The organism is Streptococcus sp. 27098_8_23 (assembly GCF_041432195.1).
Taxonomy (GTDB): Bacteria; Bacillota; Bacilli; order Lactobacillales; family Streptococcaceae; genus Streptococcus.
Genome location: NZ_JAPVZF010000003.1, coordinates 224,439 through 250,648, shown reverse-complemented (window position 1 = coordinate 250,648; position 26,210 = coordinate 224,439). Strand labels below are relative to the sequence as shown.

At 42.0% G+C, this 26,210-nt stretch carries 24 protein-coding genes; all 24 read right to left on the bottom strand.

Annotated features, from left to right (window positions below):
• Positions 1-54: 54 nt before the first annotated feature.
• Positions 55-1,014, bottom strand: coding sequence for an ROK family glucokinase (locus O3652_RS06675; RefSeq protein ID WP_000078589.1), 960 nt, complete (start codon positions 1,012-1,014; stop codon positions 55-57).
• Positions 1,015-1,117: 103 nt separating this feature from the next.
• Positions 1,118-2,572 carry an Ltp family lipoprotein gene (locus O3652_RS06670; protein WP_371590188.1) on the bottom strand — a complete coding sequence of 485 codons (1,455 nt, stop codon included), beginning with the start codon at positions 2,570-2,572 and terminating at the stop codon, positions 1,118-1,120.
• Between the two features lie 127 nt (positions 2,573-2,699).
• Positions 2,700-4,415, bottom strand: a complete 1,716-nt coding sequence (gene pabB / locus O3652_RS06665) for an aminodeoxychorismate synthase component I (protein ID WP_070568610.1) — start codon at positions 4,413-4,415, stop codon at positions 2,700-2,702.
• A 264-nt stretch (positions 4,416-4,679) separates the two neighbouring features.
• A complete protein-coding gene (locus tag O3652_RS06660) occupies positions 4,680-5,243 on the bottom strand; it encodes a TIGR01440 family protein (RefSeq protein ID WP_162284510.1) in 564 nt (187 codons plus the stop codon).
• 109 nt (positions 5,244-5,352) lie between these two features.
• On the bottom strand, positions 5,353-7,044 hold the full coding sequence (locus O3652_RS06655) for a sensor histidine kinase (RefSeq protein WP_125413068.1): 1,692 nt from the start codon (positions 7,042-7,044) through the stop codon (positions 5,353-5,355).
• Positions 7,041-7,778: a response regulator transcription factor gene (locus O3652_RS06650; protein WP_000222604.1), complete on the bottom strand. Its 738-nt coding sequence runs from the start codon at positions 7,776-7,778 to the stop codon at positions 7,041-7,043. Before O3652_RS06650 ends, O3652_RS06655 begins: the two co-directional genes overlap by 4 nt.
• Before the next feature lie 69 nt (positions 7,779-7,847).
• Positions 7,848-8,960: a peptide-methionine (R)-S-oxide reductase MsrB gene (msrB, locus tag O3652_RS06645; RefSeq protein ID WP_125413067.1), complete on the bottom strand. Its 1,113-nt coding sequence runs from the start codon at positions 8,958-8,960 to the stop codon at positions 7,848-7,850.
• Positions 8,961-8,969: 9 nt separating this feature from the next.
• On the bottom strand, positions 8,970-9,533 hold the full coding sequence (locus O3652_RS06640) for a redoxin family protein (RefSeq protein WP_125413066.1): 564 nt from the start codon (positions 9,531-9,533) through the stop codon (positions 8,970-8,972).
• 13 nt (positions 9,534-9,546) lie between these two features.
• Complete coding sequence (gene ccdA2, locus O3652_RS06635) at positions 9,547-10,257, bottom strand: thiol-disulfide oxidoreductase-associated membrane protein CcdA2 (RefSeq protein ID WP_125413065.1); 711 nt, start codon at positions 10,255-10,257, stop codon at positions 9,547-9,549.
• A gap of 163 nt (positions 10,258-10,420) precedes the next feature.
• On the bottom strand, positions 10,421-10,972 hold the full coding sequence (locus tag O3652_RS06630) for a GNAT family N-acetyltransferase (protein WP_125413078.1): 552 nt from the start codon (positions 10,970-10,972) through the stop codon (positions 10,421-10,423).
• Between the two features lie 297 nt (positions 10,973-11,269).
• Entirely contained in the window at positions 11,270-12,094 is an 825-nt protein-coding gene (gene nadE / locus O3652_RS06625) for an ammonia-dependent NAD(+) synthetase (RefSeq protein WP_125413064.1), read from the bottom strand.
• The gene (locus O3652_RS06620) at positions 12,091-13,551 is read right to left on the bottom strand and encodes a nicotinate phosphoribosyltransferase (RefSeq protein ID WP_125413063.1); all 1,461 of its coding nucleotides are present in this window, start codon (positions 13,549-13,551) and stop codon (positions 12,091-12,093) included. The genes nadE and O3652_RS06620 overlap by 4 nt, the downstream gene beginning before the upstream one ends.
• Before the next feature lie 116 nt (positions 13,552-13,667).
• Positions 13,668-14,156: a DUF6773 family protein gene (locus O3652_RS06615; protein WP_061416407.1), complete on the bottom strand. Its 489-nt coding sequence runs from the start codon at positions 14,154-14,156 to the stop codon at positions 13,668-13,670.
• The gene (locus tag O3652_RS06610) at positions 14,146-14,355 is read right to left on the bottom strand and encodes a helix-turn-helix transcriptional regulator (RefSeq protein WP_001107502.1); all 210 of its coding nucleotides are present in this window, start codon (positions 14,353-14,355) and stop codon (positions 14,146-14,148) included. The genes O3652_RS06615 and O3652_RS06610 overlap by 11 nt, the downstream gene beginning before the upstream one ends.
• A gap of 198 nt (positions 14,356-14,553) precedes the next feature.
• Positions 14,554-14,964, bottom strand: a complete 411-nt coding sequence (locus O3652_RS06605) for a GNAT family N-acetyltransferase (protein WP_000558479.1) — start codon at positions 14,962-14,964, stop codon at positions 14,554-14,556.
• A 100-nt stretch (positions 14,965-15,064) separates the two neighbouring features.
• Positions 15,065-16,429, bottom strand: a complete 1,365-nt coding sequence (locus tag O3652_RS06600; RefSeq protein WP_001293565.1) for an amino acid permease — start codon at positions 16,427-16,429, stop codon at positions 15,065-15,067.
• Between the two features lie 76 nt (positions 16,430-16,505).
• On the bottom strand, positions 16,506-16,988 hold the full coding sequence (gene greA, locus O3652_RS06595; protein WP_000818765.1) for a transcription elongation factor GreA: 483 nt from the start codon (positions 16,986-16,988) through the stop codon (positions 16,506-16,508).
• Positions 16,989-17,050: 62 nt separating this feature from the next.
• Positions 17,051-18,796, bottom strand: a complete 1,746-nt coding sequence (mltG, locus tag O3652_RS06590; RefSeq protein WP_371590186.1) for an endolytic transglycosylase MltG — start codon at positions 18,794-18,796, stop codon at positions 17,051-17,053.
• Between the two features lie 74 nt (positions 18,797-18,870).
• The gene (locus O3652_RS06585; RefSeq protein WP_084943090.1) at positions 18,871-19,374 is read right to left on the bottom strand and encodes a GNAT family N-acetyltransferase; all 504 of its coding nucleotides are present in this window, start codon (positions 19,372-19,374) and stop codon (positions 18,871-18,873) included.
• Positions 19,371-19,838 carry a GNAT family N-acetyltransferase gene (locus tag O3652_RS06580; RefSeq protein ID WP_084943088.1) on the bottom strand — a complete coding sequence of 156 codons (468 nt, stop codon included), beginning with the start codon at positions 19,836-19,838 and terminating at the stop codon, positions 19,371-19,373. The genes O3652_RS06585 and O3652_RS06580 overlap by 4 nt, the downstream gene beginning before the upstream one ends.
• A gap of 9 nt (positions 19,839-19,847) precedes the next feature.
• The gene (murC, locus tag O3652_RS06575) at positions 19,848-21,182 is read right to left on the bottom strand and encodes a UDP-N-acetylmuramate--L-alanine ligase (protein ID WP_084943087.1); all 1,335 of its coding nucleotides are present in this window, start codon (positions 21,180-21,182) and stop codon (positions 19,848-19,850) included.
• Positions 21,183-21,193: 11 nt separating this feature from the next.
• A complete protein-coding gene (locus O3652_RS06570; protein WP_084881721.1) occupies positions 21,194-21,805 on the bottom strand; it encodes a cystathionine gamma-synthase in 612 nt (203 codons plus the stop codon).
• Between the two features lie 47 nt (positions 21,806-21,852).
• A complete protein-coding gene (locus O3652_RS06565) occupies positions 21,853-24,948 on the bottom strand; it encodes a DEAD/DEAH box helicase (RefSeq protein WP_125413057.1) in 3,096 nt (1,031 codons plus the stop codon).
• Between the two features lie 92 nt (positions 24,949-25,040).
• Positions 25,041-26,207, bottom strand: a complete 1,167-nt coding sequence (locus tag O3652_RS06560; protein WP_070568562.1) for a MalY/PatB family protein — start codon at positions 26,205-26,207, stop codon at positions 25,041-25,043.
• Positions 26,208-26,210 lie beyond the last annotated feature (3 nt).

Sequence of the window (26,210 nt, the reverse complement as noted above, 5' to 3'; positions counted from 1 at the left end):
AAGAAAGGAGGAAAATCACTAGCTTTAAAGTAGTGTTTTTCCCCTTTCTTTATCTTATTGCAATACAAGCGACGCTGCTCCGATCACTCCAGCGTCATTTCCTAGAGTTGCAAGAGCTAATTTAGTTGTTGTGCGTACTTGTGGGAAGGTATTTTCGTCGTACACTTTTTGAACACCTTGGAGAAGGAATTCTCCTGCAGCTGACACACCTCCACCGATAACGATTGTTGATGGGTTGAGGATGGAGCCGATATTGGCACAAGCGATTCCCAAGTAACGCGAGAAGTTACGGTAAACGATCAAGGCAAGGTCGTCCCCTTCTTTTGCAAGGTCAAAGACAGTTTTTGCTGTTACTTCTTCACCGTCGTCGATCAAGCGTTTCAAGGCCGCATCGCCTTCGTATTCATCTGCATAACGACGAGTCAAGTTGACAATCCCTGTTGCTGAAGCAACTGTCTCAAGACAGCCTTTTTTACCACAGGTACATGCGATTGGTTGGTCAAAGTCAACAGTGATGTGGCCAAGCTCACCTGCTGCACCAGCAACACCGTGAAGCAATTTGCCTTCTGCCACGATACCACCACCAACACCAGTACCAAGTGTCATAAAGACAACGTCCGGTTGGTTGTCACCAGCCCCCATCCAGCGCTCACCAAGTGCAGCTACGTTGGCATCATTATCGATGAAGAATGGAATGCCCAAGGCTTTTTCAATCTTTTCTTTAATCGGTTGAAGGGTTTTCCAGTTAAGGTTGTAGGCACCGATAACAGTCCCTTTTTCACGGTCAACCACACCAGGTGATCCCATTCCAATGCCTCGGAAATCCGTAGCAGACAATCCAAGCAAGTCCAAACGATGCTGAATAGACTCAATCATATCGTCTACAATATGGCTTCCTTCGTCCAAAATATTGGTCTTGATAGACCATTTTTCTTGGATTTCTCCTTCTTGTGTTAAAATTGCGAACTTAACAGATGTCCCACCAAGGTCAATCCCAATAATCTTTTGACTCATCGTCTTCTCCTTTTTAATTGAAAATGCTTACAGATATATTATAACAAAATCGTCTCTTTTGTGCAAAGGTTTGCATGAAAAAGTTACATCTAATAATTAATAACTATTTATCCCCTAAATGTTGAATGGCATAGTTGGCTTCTTCTTTTGTAAATTGTCCAAGCCAAGGATTAGTTAGCCTCTCATAAATTTTTGTCTTTGATAAATTGGTATTCTTTCGGAGTCCTCTTGCTTTAGCTAAGGCATTAGCCTTATAGTCTGCTTGCAAATGATTGATAGCATATTGTGCAGTGTCACTATTAAAACCTTCATAAATTAACATCTCATAAATTCCTTTTTTTGACAAATGAATCTTATTATAATCTTGTGCTGTCTTTAAAGCTGCTGAGTATGGATTCCCGTCTTCTGGTTTTGGTTGCCACACACCATCATATCCTACATGGTAACGGCCACCATCTACCCATTTGCCCCTTACCATTTTGCCTTCAGAATCAACATAGTAACGGCCACCATCTACCCACTGACTTTTAGCCATCCTACCATCTGATTTGAGATAATAATTTCCGACCCATTTGCTTCGAGCATAGCTGCCTTCTGCTGTTAGATAATAATAGGAACCATAGTTTTTGTCATAAATCCATTCACTTTTTACTATCTTTCCGTCAGAATCAACATAATACCGGCCACCATCTACCCATTCATTTTTGGCCATCTTACCATCTGATTTTAGATAGTAATTACCTACCCATTTGTTACGTGCGTAGCTGCCTTCTGCTGTTAGATAATAGTATGACCCGTAGTTTTTGTCATAAATCCATTCATTCTTAGCCATCTTTCCATCTGATTTGAGGTAGTAATTTCCTACCCAAGTGTTACGAGCAGAACTTCCTTCTGATGTTAGATAAAAATATGAACTCGATTTCGTATCATAAATCCATTCATTTTTAGCTCTCTTCCCATCTGATTTTAGATAGTAATTACCTACCCATGTATTACGAGCGTAGCTGCCTTCTCCTGTTAAATAATAATGAGCAGAGTATTTCTTATCATAAATCCATTCATTCTTGGCCATCTTTCCATCTGATTTGAGATAGTAATTGCCTTCCCAAGTATTTTGGACATAGTTTCCCGAAGCATTTAGATAGAAATAAGAATTAGCTTTTTTATCAAAAATCCACTTATTAGTAACTTTAGTACCATTTTCATAGTACGATGAGCCTACCCAACCAGACTGAGCTGTAGATTTGGACTTATCCTCTTTAGGACTTGTATTTTTAGGTTTCTCAGCAGGTTTTTGTGCTGGTGTTTTCGGTTTCTCAGCAGGTTTTTGCGCTGGTGTTTTTGGTTTCTCAGCAGGTTTTTGCGCTGGTGTTTTTGATTTCTCAGCTTGATTTGACGCCGAAGTTGTATTCTCTTTTACAACCTTACCATTTTTAGATGCATCCTTTTCTTGAGCAGAAACATGCTGAGCCGAAAAAGGAAAGTCTCCAGTTGTATCTGATAATGCAATAAGTCCCAGTGTTGCAGTTGCTAAGCTGGTTACTAAAATTTTTTTGATTTTTTCATAAAAATCTCCATTATTTTTATTGATTTATACTTATAGTATACCATATATTTAATTTTGCTTTCAAATCAAATATTAAATATTAACAAATAAATCTAAAACTTAATTGAAAAATCCATAGTTATATCACTTCCAACTCATACAAACCTCTGACTGCGTTACAGCCATAGATAGCCTCCGCCTGAGCTAGGTCTTTTAAAGTCAAGACTTTTTCATCTACCAGTCCTCTTTCCAGCAAATGCTGGCGGTAGATTCCTGGTAAAATTCCTAGACTGGTAGGCGGTGTGTAGAGTTTACCATTAATTTTTAAGACCAGATTTCCAATAGAGGTCTCAAGTAGTTCTCCTGTTGCATTATGGTAAATGATTTCCTGTTCCCCTAGACTTAAGTGTGGTCTATTAGTTGTTTTAAAGTAGGTAAACGCTTGATTCAAATCTGCTTCTTGCAGACAAAGTTGAGCCTGACAGAAACTTGGACTAAGGGGTGTTAAGATTTGGCTACTGAGTTCTATCTCTCCAGATTTGCTGAGGATGATTCGCAAGCGGTAGTCTTGATTAGCATCACAAACTTGGCACTCTTTCTCTATCTTTTGTCTCAGTTCTTCCGGATTAAAAGGATAGGCAAAATATCGACTAGCCTTTGTCAGTCTTTCCAGATGTTGTTCTTCAAATAACAAGTTTTTCTGGCTGATTTTCCCAGTTGTAATCAATTGGAAACGTGCTTGTTTACGATAGAGTACAGCCGCCTTTTGATGAACCTCTCGGTATTCAGATTCCCAGGTGCTATCCCAAGTAATCCCGCCTCCAACTCCATAGATGGCTTTCCCTTGATGCAGTTGAATGGTCCGAATGGCGACATTGAAAATCCGTCGTCCATTTGGAAGCAAGAGACCAATCGTTCCGCAGTAAACTCCTCTGGGTTGGGGCTCCAAGTTCTTGATGATTTCCATGGTCGCAATTTTTGGAGCTCCCGTTATGGAACCACATGGAAAGAGCGAACGGAAGATTTCAACTAGGTCAACATCCGATCGTAACTGACTCTTGATGGTCGAAGTCATTTGCCAAACGGTTGAATACTGCTCCACTTGACAGAGACGCTCCACATGTTCACTACCCACTTCGGAAATACGGTTCATATCATTGCGCAAGAGGTCCACAATCATCATATTTTCAGAACGATTTTTGGGATCCTGCTCCAACCAACTAGCCTGGTCCAGATCATCTTGGTCAGCCACTCCCCGCTGAGTCGTTCCCTTCATTGGTCGCGTTGTCAACTCACGGTCATTTTGCTCAAAAAAGAGCTCTGGGCTCATGGAAATCACTGCCATCTCATCATGTTCAACATAGGCATTGTAGCCCGCCTCCTGCTCTACCACCATACGATTGTAAATGGCAAAAGGATTGACACTCAAGTCTTGCTTGAGTTGGACAGTGTAATTTACCTGGTAGGTGTCCCCCTGACGCAAATGATGGTGAATCTGGGAAATAGCTTTTTTATAGTCCTCTGCAGATGTTTGTTCTCGCCACTTTGAAGGCAGATCTACTTCCTCATAAGTCAAAGGAATAGGCGATGTTTCTACCCTATCATGAACTGTGAAATATAGCAGATACTCTGCCAGTAAAGGAGCTTTATGAACTGCTAATTTCTCCTCAAATGCAGGTGCAGCCTCGTAGCTGACATAGCCCACTACATAGTAGCCTTGCTCTTGGTAGCTTTCCACTTGTGCCAGCAAGTCTGCTACTTCTGCTAAATCTCTCGTTTTTAACTCTCTGATCGGCTGGGTAAAGGTGTATCTCTCCCCCAAAGCCCTAAAATCAATCACTGTTTTTCTATGCATATCTTAAGTATAGCACAAAAAAGCCAACCTAGAACAGCTAAATCCAGCTTTGTTTATTGATTTCTATAACGAAAAATCTTCTCTACCTTGCTTTTTTCTACTTTTGGCAATTCTCCATCAGATAACACCCCTTCTTCTTGTAAAAACTGATCTTATTTGGAGCACTTTGCACAAGAATCCAACAAAAAAGAACAGAGGAAGTCATGGTATCTATACCGTTAATTCCTCTGTCTTTTGCTTTTCTTCTGTTACTACAGAATGATTTCACGGCTTTCTGATAGAATCTTGTGGATAATGCGCACGCGCACCTCCGATTAGTTTGGGACGACTAGCTAGAGCCGTTACATGGGCATGCCCAATTTCTCTCAAAAGAGGGCGAATCGGAACCTGAACATGCTTGACATGCATGCCAATCGCAGTATCTCCGATATCCAATCCAGCATGGGCCTTGATAAATTCAACCTCAACTGGATCCTGCATAAACTTGAAGGCTGCCAACTGACCCGAACCTCCCGCATGAAGAGTCGGAAGGACACTGACGATTTCAAGACCAAACCGCTCTGCCACCTGACGTTCAACAACGAGGGCTCGATTGACATGTTCACAACCTTGAACAGCTAGATGAATTCCTTTTTCCTCTAGGATAGCTAGAATGGTCTTCACAATGATTTCCCCAATTTCTTGGCTGGATTCCTTGCCAATCTGACCACCTATCACTTCACTAGAAGAAAGGCCCAAAACAAAGATGGCTCCTTGCTTCAAATTAGCCTTGTCTATTACATCTTCTACAATCTGGCTTGTTGCTCTTTGAATGTCTTTTTCCTTCATACTTGATACCTCTTTTGTCACTATCTATCATATCTTTTTTTACTGATTTTATCAAGGCCAACAAGTCATTCTGATTTTTAAAAGCAAAACTCCCAGAATAGATTGGGAGTTAGCTCATTACTATTTTATTAATGCATATTTCAACTATCGTCCCTTTTGAGGGTACAGAATTGATATTCATCTGGTAATTGTCTCCAAAATGAAGTTTGAGTCGTTGGTCGACATTTTGTAGACCAACTCCCCCACGTTTGAGCTGACTTTGACTGCTATCACCAGGATTTTGGAAACCAACACCATCATCCTCAATACGGATGACAAGCCCTGTATTCTGTTTCTGAACAGAAACTTTAATATGTCCCTGACCTTCCTTCTCCTTGATACCATGGTAGAGGGCATTTTCTACAAGAGGTTGCAACACCAGTTTAGGCAAGACTAAATTATCAAAGTCAGGTTCTTCATCAATCTCATACTCCAGCTTATCTCCATAGCGTTGTTTCTGGATAAAGAGGTACTGGCGGACATGATTGATTTCATCAGAGAGGCAAATCAAATCCTTTCCTTGATTGAGCGCCAAGCGGAAATAGGTTGCCAAGGACTTGGTCACCTGAACCACTCGCTGACTATCCTGAAACTCAGCCATCCAGATGATAGTGTCCAAAGTATTATAGAGGAAATGGGGGTTAATCTGGCTCGACAGTGCTTGAAGTTCATACTGCCGGGTTGCTTCTTCCTGCCTGCGCACATCTGCCATCAACTGATCAATCTGATCCAACATAGCATTAAACTGGCGAGTCACTTCTCTCAGTTCATAGGCGCCAGCTTCTTTGGCTCGAAGATTTTGTGTACCAGAAGCAATTTCCAGCATGGTTTCTCTCAGATCCTTCAAAGGGGCAATCCAGCGTTTGAGACTGAACCACACCAAACAGAGACAGGCAAGAAGAGATAAGGCACTAGCACCAAGCAAGGTCCACATGAGTTGACTCCGAACCTGGTCTAACTTCTCCAGCGAAGACACGCCTATAACCGTCCAATCAGTTCCTGCAATCTGTTCCTGACTGACGTAGGATTTGTAGTCAGGAGTATAGCCCTGCCCCGTCTCAATGTAGGGTTTCATGGCCTCCATTTCACTCGCTGAGCTATAGACAGTACGTTTAGGATGGTAGACAAATTCATGGTTTTCATTGATGATAAAGGCAAAACCCTGCTGGCCCAACTGGAGTTGGTTAAGATAGGCTTCCAGAGTTTCGTATGAAATGTCTAATCGAAGCACGCCAAGATTGGCCCCCTCTGCATCAACCAGTTCCTGAGTAACAGAAATGACCCACTGACTATCCGATTTACGAGCTGGTGTCAAAACTGGCTTAGCTCCCTGATGAATAGCCTTTTGGTACCAATCCTCAGCCATCATATCTGAGGAAGTTTTCATCTGCACACTGTCATCTGTAGAAATGACCTGACCGGATTTGGTGACCAGTACCACCGTTTTCAGGTCCTGGTCTGCCTTTAAGATGGTCAAAAACAGATCTCGAATTCCCTTGGCTTGGACTTGGTTAGGATTCTCAGCATAGGCTAGGACATCCTTCTGCTGAGTCAAACTGGTAGAGGTGGTTTCTAATTTTTTGATATAAGACTGAATAAAGTGGCTAGTTTGGCTAATGGTCGTTTGGCTATTACCCTCAATAGTGGCCTCAATGGCTGCTGAACTAGATTGATAATAGAAAGTCCCAACCAGAGCTAAGAGAATGAGAAAGACCAGAAAGATGGAAATAACCATTCTTACTAGGAGAGAAGAACGCTTCATCGGCCTTCTCCCTTCTTAAACTGACGAGGTGTCACACCTGCAATCTGTTTAAAACGTTGAGTAAAATAGTTCATATCTTCAAAACCAACCTTTTCGGCTATCTCGTAAATCTTTAAATCTGTAGTCAGAAGCAAGAGCTTGGCTTGTTTAACACGCTCTCTCACCAGATAATCCTGAAAGGGCAAGCCCAACTCTTTCTTAATCAAGGAGCTCAGATAAGTCGGACTAAAACCCAAGTCACTGGCCAAAGACTTCAAACTAAACTGACTGTCAGCTAGATGGGACTGGATTTTCTGAGCAATATTTCCCTCAAACTTATCAGTTAATAAATCTTGTAACTGCTCTTCTTTTTCTTCCTTGTCTAGTTTTTGCTTGATTTTCCCCAACATTTCCTCAATATCCTGACGAGAAAAGGGTTTGAGCAGGTAATCATCTACACCGAGTTTGACAGCAGACAAGGCATAATCAAAATCATCGTAACCTGTCAAAAATACCAGATGCACCTGAGGATAGGTTTCTCGGACCAGACTGGCCAACTGGATGCCATTTAGCTGAGGCATATTGATATCAGTTAAAATGATATCTGGCACCTGCTTTTGAATCAAATCCCAAGCCTGTCTTCCATTTTCAGCCTGACCGATGATTTCCATATCGTATGCTGCTACATTGACCAACTTGGTCAAGCCTTGTCTTACCAGATACTCATCTTCTACGATTAAGATTGTGTAGGTCATGCTCCGCTCCTTTACCACTTACTAGTATCAGTATAGCAAAATTCTCCTCTACCTGCTTAGGAAAGCCTCTTAATCAACATAATCTAGTAAATAGGCATAGCCTTTTTCTGCCATTTGGTCTTTGGGAATAAAGCGAATAGAGAGACTATTGATACAGTAGCGCAAGCCACCCTTGTCCTGAGGTCCATCTGTAAAGACATGGCCAAGGTGAGAATCTCCAACTCGGCTTCTCACTTCCATGCGTGTCATATTGTAGGACTTATCTTCCTTGTAGGTAGCAACATCTGGGCTGATGGGTTGGGTGAAACTAGGCCATCCGCAACCAGACTCAAACTTGTCCTTTGATGAAAAGAGAGGTTCGCCAGTGGCAACATCCACATAGATACCGGATTCAAATTTATCCCAATAGCGGTTTGAAAAAGCTCGTTCTGTTTGATTTTTCTGGGTAACTGCATACTCCTCAGGTGACAAGGTCTTTTTCAATTCTTCATCGCTTGGTTTAGGATATTTGCTGGCATCAATGACGGGATAGGCAGCTTGATTGACATTGATATGACAGTAGCCATTTGGATTTTTCTTGAGATAGTCTTGGTGGTAATCCTCCGCCACCACAAAATTCTTCAAGGCCTCCTTTTCAACTGCCAGAGGTTGGTCATATTTTTTAGCCACCTCATCAAAGACTTGATTGATTACTTCCAAATCCTTATCATCTGTGTAATAGACACCAGTACGGTACTGGGTTCCCACATCATTTCCTTGTTTATTTTTGCTGGTTGGATTGATAATGCGGAAGTAATGAAGCAGGATTTCCTTGAGGGAAATTTGATTAGCATCATAGGTAACATGGACAGTCTCTGCATGTCCTGTTTGGTTGATCAATTCGTACTTGGTTGTTTCCCCTCTACCATTTGCATAGCCTGAAACAGCATCTGTCACTCCGGAAACGCGTGAGAAGTATTCCTCCACTCCCCAGAAACATCCCCCAGCTAGATAAATTTCGTGCAAGTCTGCGTCTTTGCTCACTTCTGTTTTTTTCACTGTTTTTCCTCCTTGGCTAACGGATGCTTTCTCAATTTGCGAGCTATCTGTCTGCCCTGCATTTCGCATCAATAGAAAATAGAAACCGGTTAAGGCTAGGAGAATGACCCCTGCCAAGACAAAAAGTTTTACTTTATCATTCATAGCCTTTCTCTACCCCATTTCTTTCAATTCTTTTAAAATCATATCCTTATCCATAAAACCTGGTTGTGTTTTGACCAGCTTGCCTTCCTTGTCTATAAAGGCTTGAGTGGGGTAAGAACGGACACCATAACTTTCCAAAAGTTTGCCTGATTGATCAATTAGAACTGGAAAATTTTTATAATCTAAGCCCTTGTACCAGTTCTTAAAGTCTGCTTCAGATTGCTCCCCCTTGTGACCAGGAGATACCACTGTCAAGACCACATAGTCATCACCAGCATCCTTAGCGATTTCGTCCGTATCTGGAAGGCTGGCTAGACAGATGGAACACCAAGAAGCCCAGAATTTGAGATAGACTTTCTTGCCTTTGTAATCAGACAAACGATAGGTTTTGCCATCTACACCTGTTAGTTCAAAATCAGCGACTTCCTGACCTTTAGTCGCAGTTTGTGAACTAACTTGTTCTGTTTTGGATTGCTCCTTCATAGTAGACTCGTCTGCCATGTTTTTAGCCGAACAGGCTGCCAAGCAACAGATTGAGCCTACTCCAAGGAGACATGTTTGCCATTTTTTCATTTCTTTTTCCTCTCTATTCAAATAATGTAGTCAAAATGGAAGCATTCCCCAAAAGCACCAAAATTCCCATCACGATAATGAGGAAACCACCCACTTTTTTGAGGGTCCCGAGGTAGGGATGAAGTTTTCGGAAATGTTTCAAAACATAGCTGGAGGCAAGAGCTAGAACTAAAAATGGTAGCGCCAAACCCAGCGTGTAAAGCAACATGAGACCAGCTCCCTGCCAAGCACCTGAGCCACCTGAAGCCGCTAAGGCCAAAACAGACCCCAGAACCGGCCCTACACATGGCGTCCAAGCAAAACTAAAGGTCAACCCCAGTAAAAATGCCTGACTATAGCCGTTACCCTTTTGCCCCTGTCTCTTTAATTGTAGCCTTCTTTCCTTGTAGAGCCCCTGCAAATGTAAAACTTCCATCTGGTGCAAGCCCAAGAGAATGATAACCGCACCTGTCACATACTGAAACCAAGAAGCATACAGCAAATTGCCTAAAAAACCAGCTCCGTAGCCCAGTAAGATAAAGATAAAAGAAATCCCCGCTATAAAGGCCAGAGTTCGCAATAAACTAACAAGTGAGATTGAAATTTTTCCGCTAGAAGCCTGAGCACCATCTTTGTCATCCAACAAGACCCCTGCATAGACCGGTAACAAGGGTAAGATACAAGGAGAAAAGAAGGAAAGAATTCCAGCAAGAAAAACACTGATAAAAAAGAATACATTGTCCATTGCCTTCCTCCATTCTTTGATTTGATAGGACTATTATAGCTCCAAAACTCCAGAAAAAACAGGGACAATGATAGGGAAAAATAGGAATTTAATCAGTTTATTCAGAAATATGGTACAAAAAAAGCCAGACAAGGTCTGACTTTGATAGAAACAGAAAATAAAATCACCTGTCTTCCCTACTTATCTGGTAATAAATAAGGTCCGAAACGTAGTCTTTTCTCTCCACACCATTGGCAATAGTTTTTAGATAGGACATTCCAGCCTTCTCCATCACACGGCCTGAAGCTGGGTTAAGACTGGCGTAACGAGCTCTGACCTTTTGAAAGCCTGCTTGAGTAAAACAGAAGTCTAGCACAGCTTTCAAGGCCTCTGTCATCATACCTCGGCCCCAAAAGTTTTTTCCTAAAACATACCCAATTTCACAACTTAAATCTTCCTCGTGCATTTCAATGATGCTGATATCTCCTATCACATGCTCTGGGTTCTCTTTGAGACAAATGGCCCATTTGTAATAGTTGGGATTAGTATAGGATGCAACCCAATTTCGAATCGAGTTCCGAGTCACCTCAACATCAGGATGAGGATCCCAGGTGACATAGGTCAGATTCTCAGCAGATGAAGCCCAATTTTGAAACATGGCTTCCGCATCACTCTCCACAAATCTTCTCAAAATCAAACGTTCTGTCTGTAACATTTGCGTACCGATTGCTTTCATCATGTTACCTCGCTTTCTAAGCTTAAGGCTCAAGCTAAAAAGGTTCCCCGGACCTTCCTCGCTTTCTCATTTCTAGGCTCAGGGTAAAAAGACTATACTCAGTAACAGCTAGAAAACAAGTTTTTCATCTAGTTACTTGACGCAGTCGCTGTCTGGTTTGAAATGCGCTTTACCAAGCTTTTTCAAACCTAGTCATCGTTGCGGGGGTGAGACAACGAAATCGAACTCTTCGAGTTACCGATTTCTGTCTCGCTTTCTCGTTTCTAGACTCGGGCTAAAAAGGTCCCCCGGACCTTTTTACTCCCAAAAGTCATCAAATACGGTGATTGGTAGGTGGCGTTTGTGTTGACCTTTGTACCACCAGTTTTCGATAGTCGCTTGGGCTTCTGAACTAACTTGCTTTCCTTCGAGGTAGTCATCAATTTCATTGTAAGTGACTCCCAAGGCTACTTCGTCTGCAAGTCCAGGTTTTTCTTCTTCCAAATCTGCTGTTGGGATTTTTTCATAAAGGGCTGGGTCTGCACCAAGTTCCTTCAAGAGTTGTTTTCCTTGACGTTTATTGAGGCGGTAAAGAGGGAGAATATCTGCACCACCGTCACCAAACTTGGTAAAAAAGCCTGTGATATTTTCCGCAGCATGGTCTGTTCCAATGACGGCTCCGCTATGGGCACCCGCAAGGGCATATTGGGCAATCATACGACTACGAGCTTTAATATTGCCCTTGTTAAAGTCTGAAACAGGACTTCCTGTCGCTTCAACTGCATCTGCCATGGCATCAGCTGATTCCTTGATATTCACAACCAAGCTGACATCTGGCTGGATGAAAGCGAGGGCTTTTTGAGCATCTGCTTCATCAGCTTGCACGCCATAGGGCAGACGGACAGCGATAAATTGGTAGCTGTCATCTCCTGTCTCTGCTCGCATTTCTTCCATAGCTAATTGCGCCAAGCGCCCTGCCAAGGTTGAGTCTTGTCCTCCAGAAATCCCTAGTACAAAGGTTTTAAGGAAGGGGTGTTTTTTCAAGTATCTTTTTAAGAAGTCAATCGAACGACGAATTTCTTCCTGGGCGTCAATCACTGGCTTGATACCCAGTTGCTGGATAATGGTCTCTTGCAAACTCATTCTTCTTCTCCTTCGCCAAGGGCTTCCTTGCGCATCTTGTCAATCAAATCCATCTTATCTTGCCAAATATCACGCGCCAAGTCCACTGGATAGTGTTGCGGATTGAGCACGCGCTTGTATTCATCCCATAGCTTGTCGAATTCCTTACGAGCATAATCCTGAATCTCAGTCAAACTAGGCAATTTGTAAACCAATGTTCCTTCTTTGAAAATATCCACCAAGAGAGGAACGGCGTCAAAATTACGAACGGTCTTTTTGATGTAAGTATAGGTCGGATGGAACATTTTGATTTCAGTCATGCCGCTCACATCCACACCATCATAAGTAATGTAGTCACCTTCTGACTTGCCTTTTTCACGACTGGTAATGCGCCATACTTGCTTCTTACCTGGGGTCGATACTTTTTCAGCATTACTTGAAAGCTTGATGGTATTGCGCATCTTACCAGTTTCATCTTCAATAGCCACAATCTTATAAACTGCCCCAAGAGCTGGCTGATCATAGGCTGTAATCAGCTTGGTACCCACCCCCCAGACATCAATCTTAGCGTGTTGCATTTTGAGGTTAAGGATAGTATTTTCATCTAGGTCATTGGAAGCGTAAATTTTGGCATCTGGGTATCCAGCCTCATCTAACTGTTGACGAACTTTCTTGGAAATATAGGCTATATCCCCTGAGTCAATACGAACGCCTTTAAAATTAATCTTGTCTCCCAGTTCACGAGCAACCTGAATGGCAGCTGGCACACCGATGCGAAGCGTATCATATGTATCTACTAGAAAGACACAGTCACGATGGGTTGAAGCATAGGCCTTGAAGGCTTCATAGTCGTTTCCATAAACCTGTACCAAGGCATGAGCATGAGTCCCCAATACTGGAATACCAAAGAGCTTCCCTGCTCGCACATTGCTAGTCCCGTTGGCTCCACCAATCACGGCTGCGCGTGTTCCCCAGATAGCTGCATCCATTTCTTGCGCACGACGTGTCCCGAATTCCATCAAGGGCTCATCTTCAATGACTGAACGAATACGTGCTGCCTTGGTCGCTATCAAGGTTTGAAAGTTAACGATGTTCAAGAGAGCCGTTTCGACCAACTGACATTGGGCTAGAGGTCCTTCAACCTGCACAATCGGCTCATTAGCAAAAACAAGGTCCCCTTCTTGGGCAGAACGAACCGTCAACTCCAACTTGAGATTTCGTAGGTAATCCAAGAATTCTCCATGATACCCAAGCGACTCCAAGTAGTCAATATCGCTATCTGAAAAGCGCAAGTCTTTAAGATAATGTACAATTCTTTCCAAGCCAGCGAATACTGCATAGCCGTTCTGAAAAGGTTGCTGGCGGAAATAAACTTCAAAGACCGCCTTTTTATTGTGAATTCCTTGGTCAAAGTAAACTTGCATCATATTGATCTGGTACAAGTCAGTGTGCAATGTCAAACTATCATCTGGATACATCTGTTTTCCTTCTTCCTACTTTACAAAGGTATGAACGTATTCTACCACTTTCACACCATCCGATAAATTAGTACTATTATAACACATTTTACCGAGATTGATAAAAAGCTAACAAGCTATTCTCCATTCTCCAGTTCATCCATATCTTGCTCAAACTTTTTTTGAGCCCATTCGCCATAACTTTTAAGGCCGAGATTGCCGATAAAAACCCAAGGAAGGTAAATCAGATAAGTAATAACCCAAGCAGACAAGTATTTAACGTTCAGAGGATTGTGCTGATAAATTTCGATATTGAATTGATAATTCTCCAACATCAAGAGAGTCGTAATAGCGAGAGTCACCAGCAAACACCCTACAATCGTAAAATGAAAACGACTATAGTAGGTCACTCCAAGTTGTCGTGCACGATTGAAAAAGAAGAAAATTCCTAAAAGAAGGGTAACCAGAAGAATATTAGAATTAAAAAGAGCAGGTGCTAATACAGCCACCAGATAGCTTAGCAGAATGAGCCCGATAAACACATTAAAAGACTCTGTCCCAGCTTTGTTAATCAGTTGTTCTTCTCTTTCGTCTAATAATTGATAATAAAAAAATCTATTTTTCATCTTCTTCCTCCCAAAATAATTGATCTAAAGTTTTGCCTAAACATCTGCAAATGGACTGGCAGAGGGAGAGACTAGGATTATATTTCCCTGCTTCTATCAAGCCTATAGTCTGCCTAGTAACACCCACAGCTTCTGCCAAATCCCCTTGTGTTAAATCACGCTCTACCCGAGCTAATTTTAATTTTAAATTTTTAGCCACTAGCGTCCTCCTTCAAAATTTTAAAAAGTTGCGCCTCTTTTAAAAACATTATACCATATATCTAACTTAATGCAATATATAAATTTCATTTTGTAATATTTTATTAACAAAAAAACTCTCTATCATCTTACATGATAAAGAGTATTCGTTCTTTTTTGATACTTAGCTAAGTTCCTCTCCAAAAGAAAGAAGTCTAGGTCACAAATCCTTTTGGTAATAAAATCTTTGCCCTGTGTAGGGATAGTCTTGCAAGGTAAAGACTTCCTTGTAGCCATGGCTTATATAAAAATCTGGCGCTTGAAACTGGTAAGTATTGACAAAAGCAAAACGACAGTTTCGTTTCTTAGCTTCACTTTCAGCTCGCTGCAATAGTTTCGAACCGATTCCTTGTCCCCGTAATTCCTCTTTCACAAACAAATATTCGATTTCCAGCCAATTTCCGAAAGTCTCAGCTACTAAGCCCGCCATGAGATTGCCCTTTTCGTCTTCGAGATAAAGATTCAGTGGCTCGCTCTCAACCTCTTCTCTTTTGGAACGATTATAAGCACGAATCAAATCCCCTATTTCTTGCGCTTTAAGCGATTCCTTATTTTCCAATCTAACGTGCATTCAAACCTCCTAATAAACTGCTACAACTTGATTATAGTCATATTTCAATAAACTGTCAAACTAGCAAAAACTCACCAAACAGAGTTGATGAGTTCATGATTTATTTTCTAAATTTCCACTGACTATAAATCCCAAAAACAAAGATCCAGATAGCAGAACCAACTGCCCCCATGAAAGTGGACTCTTGCAAAAAGAGAGTCACAAAAACAAAGACAAAAAAGAGAATGGTTAGGGGATTAAGCAAGCGATACTGAGGCATGAGGTAGCCATCAGCCATGAAATCTTGTGACTTGCGGTATTTGAGATGGGCCACCATTATCAAGATATAAATCGCGATGTAAACACCTGATGAGGATGCGGTGATCAAAGCAAAGGCATCTGAAACACCTGGTAGCACATTGATAAAGGCAGCGAGAGCAATCAAGATTGCTGAGGCAATGATGGCATTTTGTGGAACATTGTGACGAGAAAGGGTATCGACCTTGATGGCCTTTAAGAAACGATTTGGCGAATCATGGGCAATCTGATATAAGTGTCTCCCTGTTGAGTAGAGAGTTGAGTTAAGCGCAGACGCTGCTGAGGTCAAGACAACAAAGTTGATTAGAGCCGCTGCCCACTTGATCCCTGCCAGTTCAAAAACCGTTACAAATGGAGAATCTGAAGAATTAAGATAAGACCAAGGAATAATGGCCATAATCGCAATGAGAGCTCCCCCATAGAAGAAGATAATTCTGAGAGGAATTTCCTTAACAGCTTTAGGTAAGACCTGACGAGGGTTCTTTGTTTCAGAAGTTGTCACCCCGATAAACTCAATCATCAGATAGGCAAAAAATACCATTTGAAAGGCCATGACAAAGTTCATAACTCCGTTTGGAAAAAGAGAGAACTGGTCGCTGATATTTGCCAAACTTGCAACACCATGCGGTGTCTTAAAGCCTGTCAAAACCATAAAAATCCCAGTGGCAATCATGGCTAAAATCGCCACAATCTTGACCATAGCAAACCAAAACTCGACTTCTCCAAAAAGCTTAACTGCAATCAGGTTGACCAAAGCCAAAATCGTTAAAAAGACAAGCTGAATCATCCAGCTAGGCCATGTGGGAAACCAGAAGCGGACATAGTCTGAGATGGCAGTGATTTCTGCCATACCGATAAAGACAACTGACAGCCAATAAGACCAAACTGAGAAATATCCCCAGCCTTTCCCCAAATGACGGGTGATAAAGTTGATAAAGGTATGTTGTTCTGGATCCTGATACAGCATCTCTCCAACAGCCCTCATCATCAAAAACATAAAGGCTCCTGTAATCATGTAAATCAGAATGATCGAAGGTCCAGTAAGGCTGATAGAGCGACCAGCACCTAGGAAAAGTCCTGTTCCGATTGTTCCCGCAATGGCCATCACCTGAACATGGCGATTGGTTAATCCACGCTCCATTTTGTTTTTCTTCTTATTTTCACTCATATAGTCTCCTTTTTATCCAAAAAACCAAAAAGGAGTTGAGCAAGGCAAAACCTTCACTACTCCTTTTTCATTCTATTTAAGCTGTTTTCTCAACCTTTAAGATTTTGACATCATAGCTACCAACTGGTGTTTCAATCGTTGCAGTATCGCCAGTCTTCTTGCCAATTAGAGCACGGCCAATCGGACTTTCATTTGAGACTTTACCAGCAAAAGCATCTGCACCTGCAGAACCGACGATGATGTAGACCTCTTCTTCGTCTTCACCGACTTCTTGGATTGTTACTGTTTTACCGATTGCTACCTCATCTTGGGCAACTGCATCGCTATTAACAATTTCAGCATAACGAATCTTTGTTTCTAGACTTGAAATTTGTCCTTCAACAAAAGCTTGTTCATCTTTCGCTGCTTCATACTCACTATTTTCTGAAAGGTCTCCATAGGAACGAGCAATCTTGATACGCTCTACGACTTCGGGACGACGGACGAGTTTCAACTCCTCTAATTCTTTTTCTAGTTTTTCCTTTTCTTCAAGGGTCATTGGGTAAGTTTTTTCTGCCATTTTTTTAACTTTCTTTTCTATTTACTTTTTTAAAACAAAATTATGTGGAAAACCACATAATTTTAGTTTGAACTACTTGCTTGAGGTAACTTGCTATTGATATGCTCTGCAACGTTTTGATCATGTTCTTCTTTTGTTGTTGCAAAGTATACTTTACCATCTTCAACATTGGCTACAAAGTACAAGTACTCACTCTTTGTCTGGTTTACACTTGCTTCAATCGCATCCGAACTTGGGCTATCAACCGGTCCAGGCATGAGGCCAAGATGTGTGTAAACATTGTATGGTGAATCAATCGTTGTATCAATTCCAGCGTCATCTGCTAAACTAATCTTTTGACCAAGTTTTCCTTGAGCATATAGGATAGCGATATTACTTTGAAGTGGCATACCGGCATTCAAGCGGTTATAGAAGACACCTGCGATTTTCTTGCGGTCTTCGGTCTTAGCTCCTTCTTTTTCGACAAGAGAAGCAATGCTGAGCAATTCATTAACTGTCAGATTCTTTTCTTTGATCGTAGCGTAATATGGTGACATAGCCTTATCCATAGCAGCCACCATCTCATCAATCAAACTTTCAACAGTTGTACTGTCTTTGATTGTATAGGTCGCTGGGAAAAGGTAGCCTTCAAGACGATAACGAACACCACTGTCTTTTGTTGGAAGACTTCCTAGTAGGTTTGGATACTTAGCTACTAATTGTGAGATAAAGGTCTCATCTTGAGCTTTTGCCAAGAAAGCATCCGCAGTAAGAGGTTCTTTAAACTCACCTTGAAGTTGTCCTACTGTTTGAGCGATTTGCTCTAATGTATAGCCTTCTGGAATTGTCAAGTTTGCAAGAACAGGTGCCTGAGCTTCAGGAGTCCCACCTTTTTCCAATTCTTGAATCAACTCATCCGTACTCATACTCTTCTTCAAGTTGTAATAACCTGACTTCAAGTTGGCATGGCTATAGTATTTAGCATAAAGGCTAAAGATAAGTCCATGTTTAACCAGACCAGATTTTTCCAAGGTGCTTCCAATTTCTTGAACATTTGCACCGTCTGGGATTTGAACCGTTACGTAGTCCTTAGAGCTCGCATCCACAGGTTTCAAGGAATCTTGCACATAACCATAACCAAAATAACCACCAACTGCAACGAGTACTAGGAGAACTAGAACTGTTACTAGGCAACCTTTGGCTTTTGATTTTTTCTTAGTTGATGTTGCACCTTGACGACGACTACGACGTGGAGCATCAGCTAATCCACTGCTAGATTCTGTAGAAACAGGCTCTACTCTTTCAGGCATTCCTGGGGTAATTTCCTCTTTCTTGTCTTCTGTTTTATAGGTTACGGCAACCTTAGTCGGAGTGTCGTTAAATTCTTTTTCTTCGGGTTTAAGCTCAACTGGTTCTACCTTAGGTTGAACGGGTTCCACTACAGGTTCTTCAGCCAGATGAATCGGCTCTACTAGAGGTTCTTCAGATTCTACAACTTCAATCTTATCAATGATTGGCTGTCTAATCTCTTTCTCTTCTTGTCCATCCGTTTCATCAGTTCTAGCACTTGAAAGTGGAGGAACACTTGGTGCATTTTTTAGGATTTTATCGACAACAGATAGGGAATCAGCCATCAACTCTTCTGTTGATGTTTCTGGTTCAAGATCTGAAGGAATTGCTGAACTAGCTTGAGATGATGAAGCCGTCAGATTTGGAATCTCTACTTCTTTCTCTCTTCTATCTTGTTCTTTTACTCTTTCTAAATCACGTAGAATCTGCTCTTTAAAGCTTAATTTTTCTTCTTCTCTTGATTTTTCAGTCAAAAGCATTACCTCCTTGTTGACAATCCATAATATTATATCTTAAAAGTCGCAGAAAAGCAACCAACTAGGGCATTCCCTAGCTAGTTTTCTTTATTTTCTGGCTGCCAAACCATATCATACCATGTTTCCCCAGCAAAGTTTGACTGGGATATTCCTTCATTAACAAAGCCGTGCTTTTCGTAATAGGAGATAAGGTAATCATGACACGTCAAGTTAATGCCCTCTCGCTCATGTTCTAAAGCGACTTCTTTCAGAGCCTTTAATAGTCTTTTCCCTACCCCCAAAGCTTGTGCTTCCTTGGCAATAGATAGGCAAGTCACAGAAATATAACCTCTAGGTTGATGACTATAGTCTTTTATTTTTTCTGTAAAGGACTGATCATGTAGATGGCGGTGCGGAACGACTGGACCTTCAATATAACCAAGAATATGCCCCTCTTTTTCAGCTACGAGAAAGCTGGTCTGAATTTCACGTAAATGCGCCTCAAAGACCGAACGAGGAATGGCTTCCTCCAGTGAAAAATTCTCCAGCTCAATCTCTATAATCCGATCTAAATCCGAAAATCTTGCTTGTCTGATTTTCATATTTCCTCCTGATAAAAGGGATTTCCCCAAATCAGATACCATTCAGAGCCACTGCCATAATGACTTTCTGTCATTTCTTCTTCAACAAAGCCATTCATTTCAAAATAAGATAGTAGTTCATCAGGACTTTGCAAAAGAATACCTTGATAATCTAGTTCGACTGTCACCTGTTTCAAGGCAGCAAGAAGAAGAGTTCCCAGCCCCTGTCCCCAATGGTCAGGATGAATGGTCAAGGATTTTATTTCTATCCATTTGGGATGAATAGACTGAACTTCTCCCAAAACATAGCCTAAGAGCTGATTTTCATCCCCAGCTACAAGAAAGGTACCCGCAGTCTTGCGGATACTCTCTTCTAAGGATTGGAGGCTAAGTGACTCTTCTGATGAAGGATTGGCTTCTTCAATCGCCAACATTTCTTCTAAATCTGATAAGGTAGCTTGCCTTGTTGTGATTGGAATTTCCATCTGTTTTCCTTATTGGACGTTGCTTGTCAAGTTAGACAAGAGACGTTCAAATGAATATTCATAGGTTTGGATGTCTCCTGCACCCATAAAGACGTAAACAGCATTGCCATGTTCTAGGAGTGGAGAAACATTTTCAACAGTGATAACCTGATGTTTCTTGTTGATTTTATTAGCTAGGTCTTCTACCTTGACATCACCATGGTCCACTTCACGAGCTGATCCATAGATTTGCGCTAGGTAGACGGCGTCTGCTTGATTCAAAGCATGGGCAAATTCGTCCAACAAGGCAATGGTTCTTGTAAAGGTATGCGGTTGGAAGATTGCCACGATTTCCTTGCTTGGATATTTCTGACGAGCTGCATCCAAGGTCGCAATGATTTCTGTTGGATGGTGGGCAAAGTCATCAATAATCACTGTATCATTGACAATTTTTTCAGTGAAACGACGCTTAACACCGGCAAAAGTTTTCAAGTGTTCACGGACCAAGTTCAAATCAAATCCAGCTGTGTAAAGAAGACCAATAACAGCAGTCGCATTCATGATATTGTGACGACCAAAGGTTGGAATGTGGAATTGACCCAATTCTTGACCACGAAAATGAACGGTGAAGGTCGAACCAGTTGTTGAACGAAGGAGATCACTAGCTACAAAGTCATTGCCCTCAGCTTCAAACCCATAGTAATAGATTGGCGCATTGGCTGTGATCTTACGCAACTCAGCATCCTCACCGTAAACAAACAAACCTTTGGTAATTTGTTTGGCATAGTCGTTAAAGGCATTGAAAACATCCTCTAGACTTGTAAAGTAGTCTGGATGGTCAAAGTCGATGTTGGTGATGATAGAGTACTCAGGGTGGTAAGGCATGAAGTGACGCTCATATTCGTCTGATTCAAAGACAAAATATTTGGCATTGGCTGAGCCGCGACCTGTCCCGTCACCAATCAAGAAGCTGGTATCTGTGATGTGAGACAAGACGTGTGACAGCATACCTGTCGTTGAAGTTTTTCCATGTGCTCCTGCCACTCCCATGCTGACAAAGTCGCGCATAAAGCTACCTAGGAATTCATGGTAACGTTTGTAGCTGATACCATTTTGATCTGCATAGGCGATTTCAACGTTGTTATCTGGACGGAAGGCATTCCCCGCGATAATCTCTACATCACCTTGTAGGTTTTTTTCATCAAAAGGAAGAATCGCAATCCCTGCCTGCTCTAAACCACGTTGAGTAAAGTAGTACTTTTCAACGTCTGACCCTTGAACCTTATGCCCCATTTGGTGCAACATCAAGGCCAAGGCACTCATCCCTGATCCTTTAATTCCAATAAAATGATATGTCTTTGACATGCTTTTCTCCCTTATTCCGTGATTCTTGTCAGGTTCAACTCTTGGGCAACCTGACGTTCCTGTTCCGTTTGCTTATTCTTTTTATTATAAATTTGGCTCTTCTTCAGAAAATCATAGTTGTTCTTTTTAGCTTTTCCCGTTTGGACTTTCGGAGTTGGATTCGCCACTTGGCCAACCTCCTCAGCTAAGATATAGTGAGACTGGCTCAAGTTTTTACTAAATTTGGCAAACTCACCAGGATTTTCCTTTTGAAATGGTGCTGTTGGTTGGTTTCCTTGACGAACAAGTGTTGAAGCATTGTGTCGTCTGGTATGACTAACATCCTGAGTCAAATACTTGGCTGAACGTTTCTTCTTCAGATCCGCACGCGCCTCTTCTCGAGCCAATTCAGCATACGTTTTTTCAACTTTTTTAGGTTCTGGGCTTGGTTTTGACTCCTTATTAACCACTGGAGAAACTACGGTTTCTTCCTCATTGATAGGAGACCATTCCAAATAGTTCTTATCACGGTAATCACCTTTGATATTGCTAATAAAGTCTGACTCATCGTACAAGTCCATGACTGGCATTTTGGTCAGCATGATCTCATCATCTGACACCAATGGAAATCGATCTTGTTTCATTTTGTATTTCCTTTCAACACTTCATTATAGCGTATTGTCTTGATTTTTCAAGTGCTGGCTTCAGAAATTCCCAAAATTTCACGAATTTCTGCCAGACTGAGACTCGCACGCGACTCCGTACCATCTAAAACTTGGGAAACCAAATGTTTCTTTTGTTCTTGAAGTTCCTGGATTTTTTCTTCAATGGTTCCCTTAGTAATCAAACGATAGACCTCGACCATCTGCTCCTGCCCCATGCGATGGGCTCGTCCGATAGCCTGGGCTTCGACAGCGGGATTCCACCAGAGGTCAACCAAAATAACCGTATCAGCTCCCGTTAGATTGAGACCAACACCACCCGCCTTAAGGGAGATGAGAAAGGCGTCTCTTTCTCCCTGATTAAAGGCCTTGGTCATCTCTTGTCTGTCTTGAGCAGGAGTTGAGCCTGTGATTTTGAAAGAAGTCAAGCCCAAGTCTGGGAGTTCTTGCTCGATTCTTTCCAACATTCCTTTGAACTGGGAGAAAATCAAGACCCGATGCCCACCAGCAGCCACTTGTAGCAATAAATCTCGGAGACTATCCAATTTACCACTAGCTCCTTGGTAATCGTCCATAAAGAGAGCTGGCGTATCGCAGATCTGACGCAAACGCATGAGACCGGATAAGATTTCTACCCGACTTCTCTGGAATTCTTGATCTGTCACTTGGGCTAGTCGGTCTCGCATCTGTTGCAACTGGGCGAGATAGATGGCCTTCTGCTGATCTTCCAGTTCATTTTTATAGACGACTTCGATCAGGTCAGGCAGTTCTGTAAGGACTTCTTCTTTCTTACGCCTCATGACGAAGGGCTTGATAAACTGCGCGACCCGGTCAGCCGGTAATTTCATAAACTCCTTCTTGTTAGGTAAGAGCCCCGGAAGCACAATTTGAAAGATAGACCACAACTCTCCCAAATGGTTTTCGATAGGCGTACCTGACAAAGCAAAGACCGCCGGCACCACAAACTGGCGCAAACTCTGAGCAATCTTAGTCTGTGCATTTTTCATGACCTGGGCTTCATCTAAAAAGAGAAAATCAAAAGCCATCTCTTGATAAAGTTCGCTGTCTTGACGAAAGGTGGCATAGCTAGTCACATAGATTTGGTGATTTTCAGAAAGAATCGCTTCTCGATTCGCTTTCAAACCATGAACGACAGCCAAATCCAACTGTGGGGCAAATTTCCTAAATTCATCTGCCCAATTGTAGATCAAACCTGACGGAGCCAAAATCAAGACCCGACTACCTTCTGTCACCTGACTAGTCAAAAAAGCGATAGTTTGCAATGTTTTTCCCAGTCCCATATCATCTGCCAAAATGCCACCAAAGCCATAGTGATAAAGCATCTGGAGCCAACGAACTCCCTTTTCCTGATAGTCTCTCAAACTCGCCTGCACCCGTATATCTCCCAAAGGAAAGTCCTCTGGATGGGTCAAATCATGAGCTAAATGCTGAAATTCTTCCGAGAAGGAGATCCTGTCTCGACCTTCAAACAACTGAGACAAACTGTAAGCTAGGGATTTCCGAGCCTGAAAAGAACCATCTTTTAGCTCAACCCCCAGTTCCTGCAAATTTTGACGAATCTGCTTGGTTTCCTCATCAAAAAAGTACACTTGGTCAGAAGAACTGATATAGAAATCCTGATTGCTGGTCAGGGCTTTAAGAGCTTGATCAATCTCTTCTTGGGCAATCCCTTGGAAATCAAACTGAATCTCCAACAGTCCTCCCTTGGACTCAATCTGAACCTGAGGAGCTTGGACACTGTAGAGCTGATTCATCTCATCAGACAAGAAAACCTGACCCAACTTCTCAAAAGCTGGAATCGTACGGTGAAAGAAAGAATAAACTGCCTCTGGCTTCAAAGCCTGTCTCCAAGACTGAAAATCAGCCTCAAAACCAGCCCCTAAACAGACTTGAAATAGTTGGTTTTCCAAGACAGCATCACTTGAAAAAGGTAATTGTTCCAGCTGTTGACGACTAGTCACCTTAACATCTCCATAGTCAAATTGGATATCCAAACGGATGCTGCCGTCATCCTCCCTATCAAAGTAAAAGATTGGTGAAAAGGGTCTGATTTGCAAGCGCTCAGGAGCAGAAACTATACCCAGCTGTCCAAATAAAGGAAGACAGGCGGCCAGACGATCACGATCACTGTTGTCAAACTGGAGGCATTTTCTCCCTCTTTCCTCCTGAGGGAGATCCTTTATTTCCTTTAGGAGGCTGATTTGTTTAGGATTTAAGAGATAAAGATTCCCCTTACGAAAGAGAACCGCTCCCCCATAGAATACGTTAACTCGGTCAGTCTCAGAAATTTCCATCTCAAAATAATCGGGATACTCCTGCACGGAAAAAGAGAAAATCTCTGCATCTGGATCTAAATCATGAAAGAGAAGATTTTCATAACTAGTAATCTGATGTTCGAAATGAAAATCTTCCAAGTTCATCAGCAACTCCACTCCCTGCTCAAAAAAGGTCAGAGGGAAAAAGAGGTGACGACCTTGATTGGGGAAAAAGAGGTCTTGACTCAGTCCCTCCTCAATTAAGCCACATAAAAAAGTAAGAACTTCTTGACTAGCTGTATCAAAAGCATCCCAAGACAAGTCATTTTCATAGTGCTTCCCAATCATATATGGCTTTCGATGGACTAAGACCTTCAAAAAGAGAGGGATGTCACGAATGACATAATATTTTTGACTATCAACTAAACCGATTCGGAGAGTCCAAAGGAGGCGATTGGTTCCAGCTTCTACCTGGCCTTGAGACGACAAAGTGTAGATTTTTTCTCGCTTCTGAGGTTGGATCCGCTCCAAAAAACTACCACCAAAACTAACCTTGGTTTCGACCTCTTCTTGCTCTTCATGTCCTTTTTCTAAGGCTCGTAAAATCACCTGGCCTTCTTCATCATTCTTCAGATAATGCTCGAGCGCTGCGAGGTGAACACAGTAACCTCTTTTTTGGAAAAAATCGCAAGCACAAAAAACCAGATCATCCTCTAAACTGTAGCGCAAGTCTTCTCCCGCCACACGAGTATAGAGGCGATTCCCTTTTTCCTTGATAATCTCAATGTTGCCTGTTTCATAGAGTGTAACCCCCTCCATGCGCAACTTTCCCGGAATCAATTTAGCCATAGTTACCCCTTTATCTTATCTTTTTATTATACCACATTTTCCCCTACGAAAATAGCCTTCTAGGAAGACTTTCCTCCTAGAAGGCTCGATTTTTAAAGTGTAGCAAAAGTGGTCACGATGCGTTGGCAAACCTCTTCCAGTACGGACTTCGGCATAGCCACATTGAGGCGGGCATGAAGAGTTCCCTCCTCTCCAAAGTCCAAACCTCGATTCAAGATAACCTTGGCTTCATTCTTCAAAAGCTCTTGCAAGCGGTCATCCGTTAGGTCATAGGCTGAAAAATCAAGCCAGATCAAGTAGGTACCTTGCGGTTTCATGACCTTAATCTTGGTTTCGTTGCCCAAAAAATCCACTACATAGTTAATGTGGTCCTCGATGACTTCTTTTAAGTCTCCTAACCAGTCCTTACCATAACGGTAGGCAGCTTCTGTCGCCAAATACCCCAAGCCTGAGATTTCATGTTGGTTATTGGCCAACTGGCGTTTTTGGAAAGCCACACGAAGCTTTGGATTTTCAATAACTGTATAGGAATTCTTGGTCCCAGCAATATTAAATGTTTTAGTGGCACTACTCAAGATAAGGGCAAAGTCTTTAAAGGCGGGATCAATGGTGTTAAAAGACTGGTGTTTATGACCAAAGAGGGCCAAATCTTGGTGAATCTCATCTGAAATCAACAAAACACCATGTTTTTGGCAGAGATACCCAATCTTTTCTAACACTTCCTTTTCCCAAACACGTCCACCAGGATTGTGAGGATTGCAAAGGATATAGAGTTTGACATCCTCTCCCACCAATTCCTTCTCCAACTGGTCAAAGTCAATCTCAAACAGCCCGTCCTTTTCCACCAAAGAATTGGTAATCAATCTGCGATTGTTGAGTTTGACACTGCGTGCAAAAGGTGGATAGACCGGTGTGTTAATCAGAACAGCCTCTCCTTCTTTTGTAAAGGCTTGAATAGCTGTTGAAATAGCTGGTACCACTCCCTCTATAAAGACGAGGGCATCCTTGTCAAAGCGATAGCCGTGTTGACTGGCTTCCCAGTCCTGAACCGACTGAATCAAATCATCACTAGCATAAGTATAGCCATAGACCAACTGATCTGCGTAGGCTTGTACAGCTTGTCGAACCTCAGGCAAAACCACAAAGTCCATATCTGCTATCCAGGCTGGTAGAACTTCTCGATCAGCTTCCGCTTCTTTCCATTTATAGGTATGGTGCCCAAAACGATTGGGCAGGCTTGTAAAATCATATTTTCCCATATC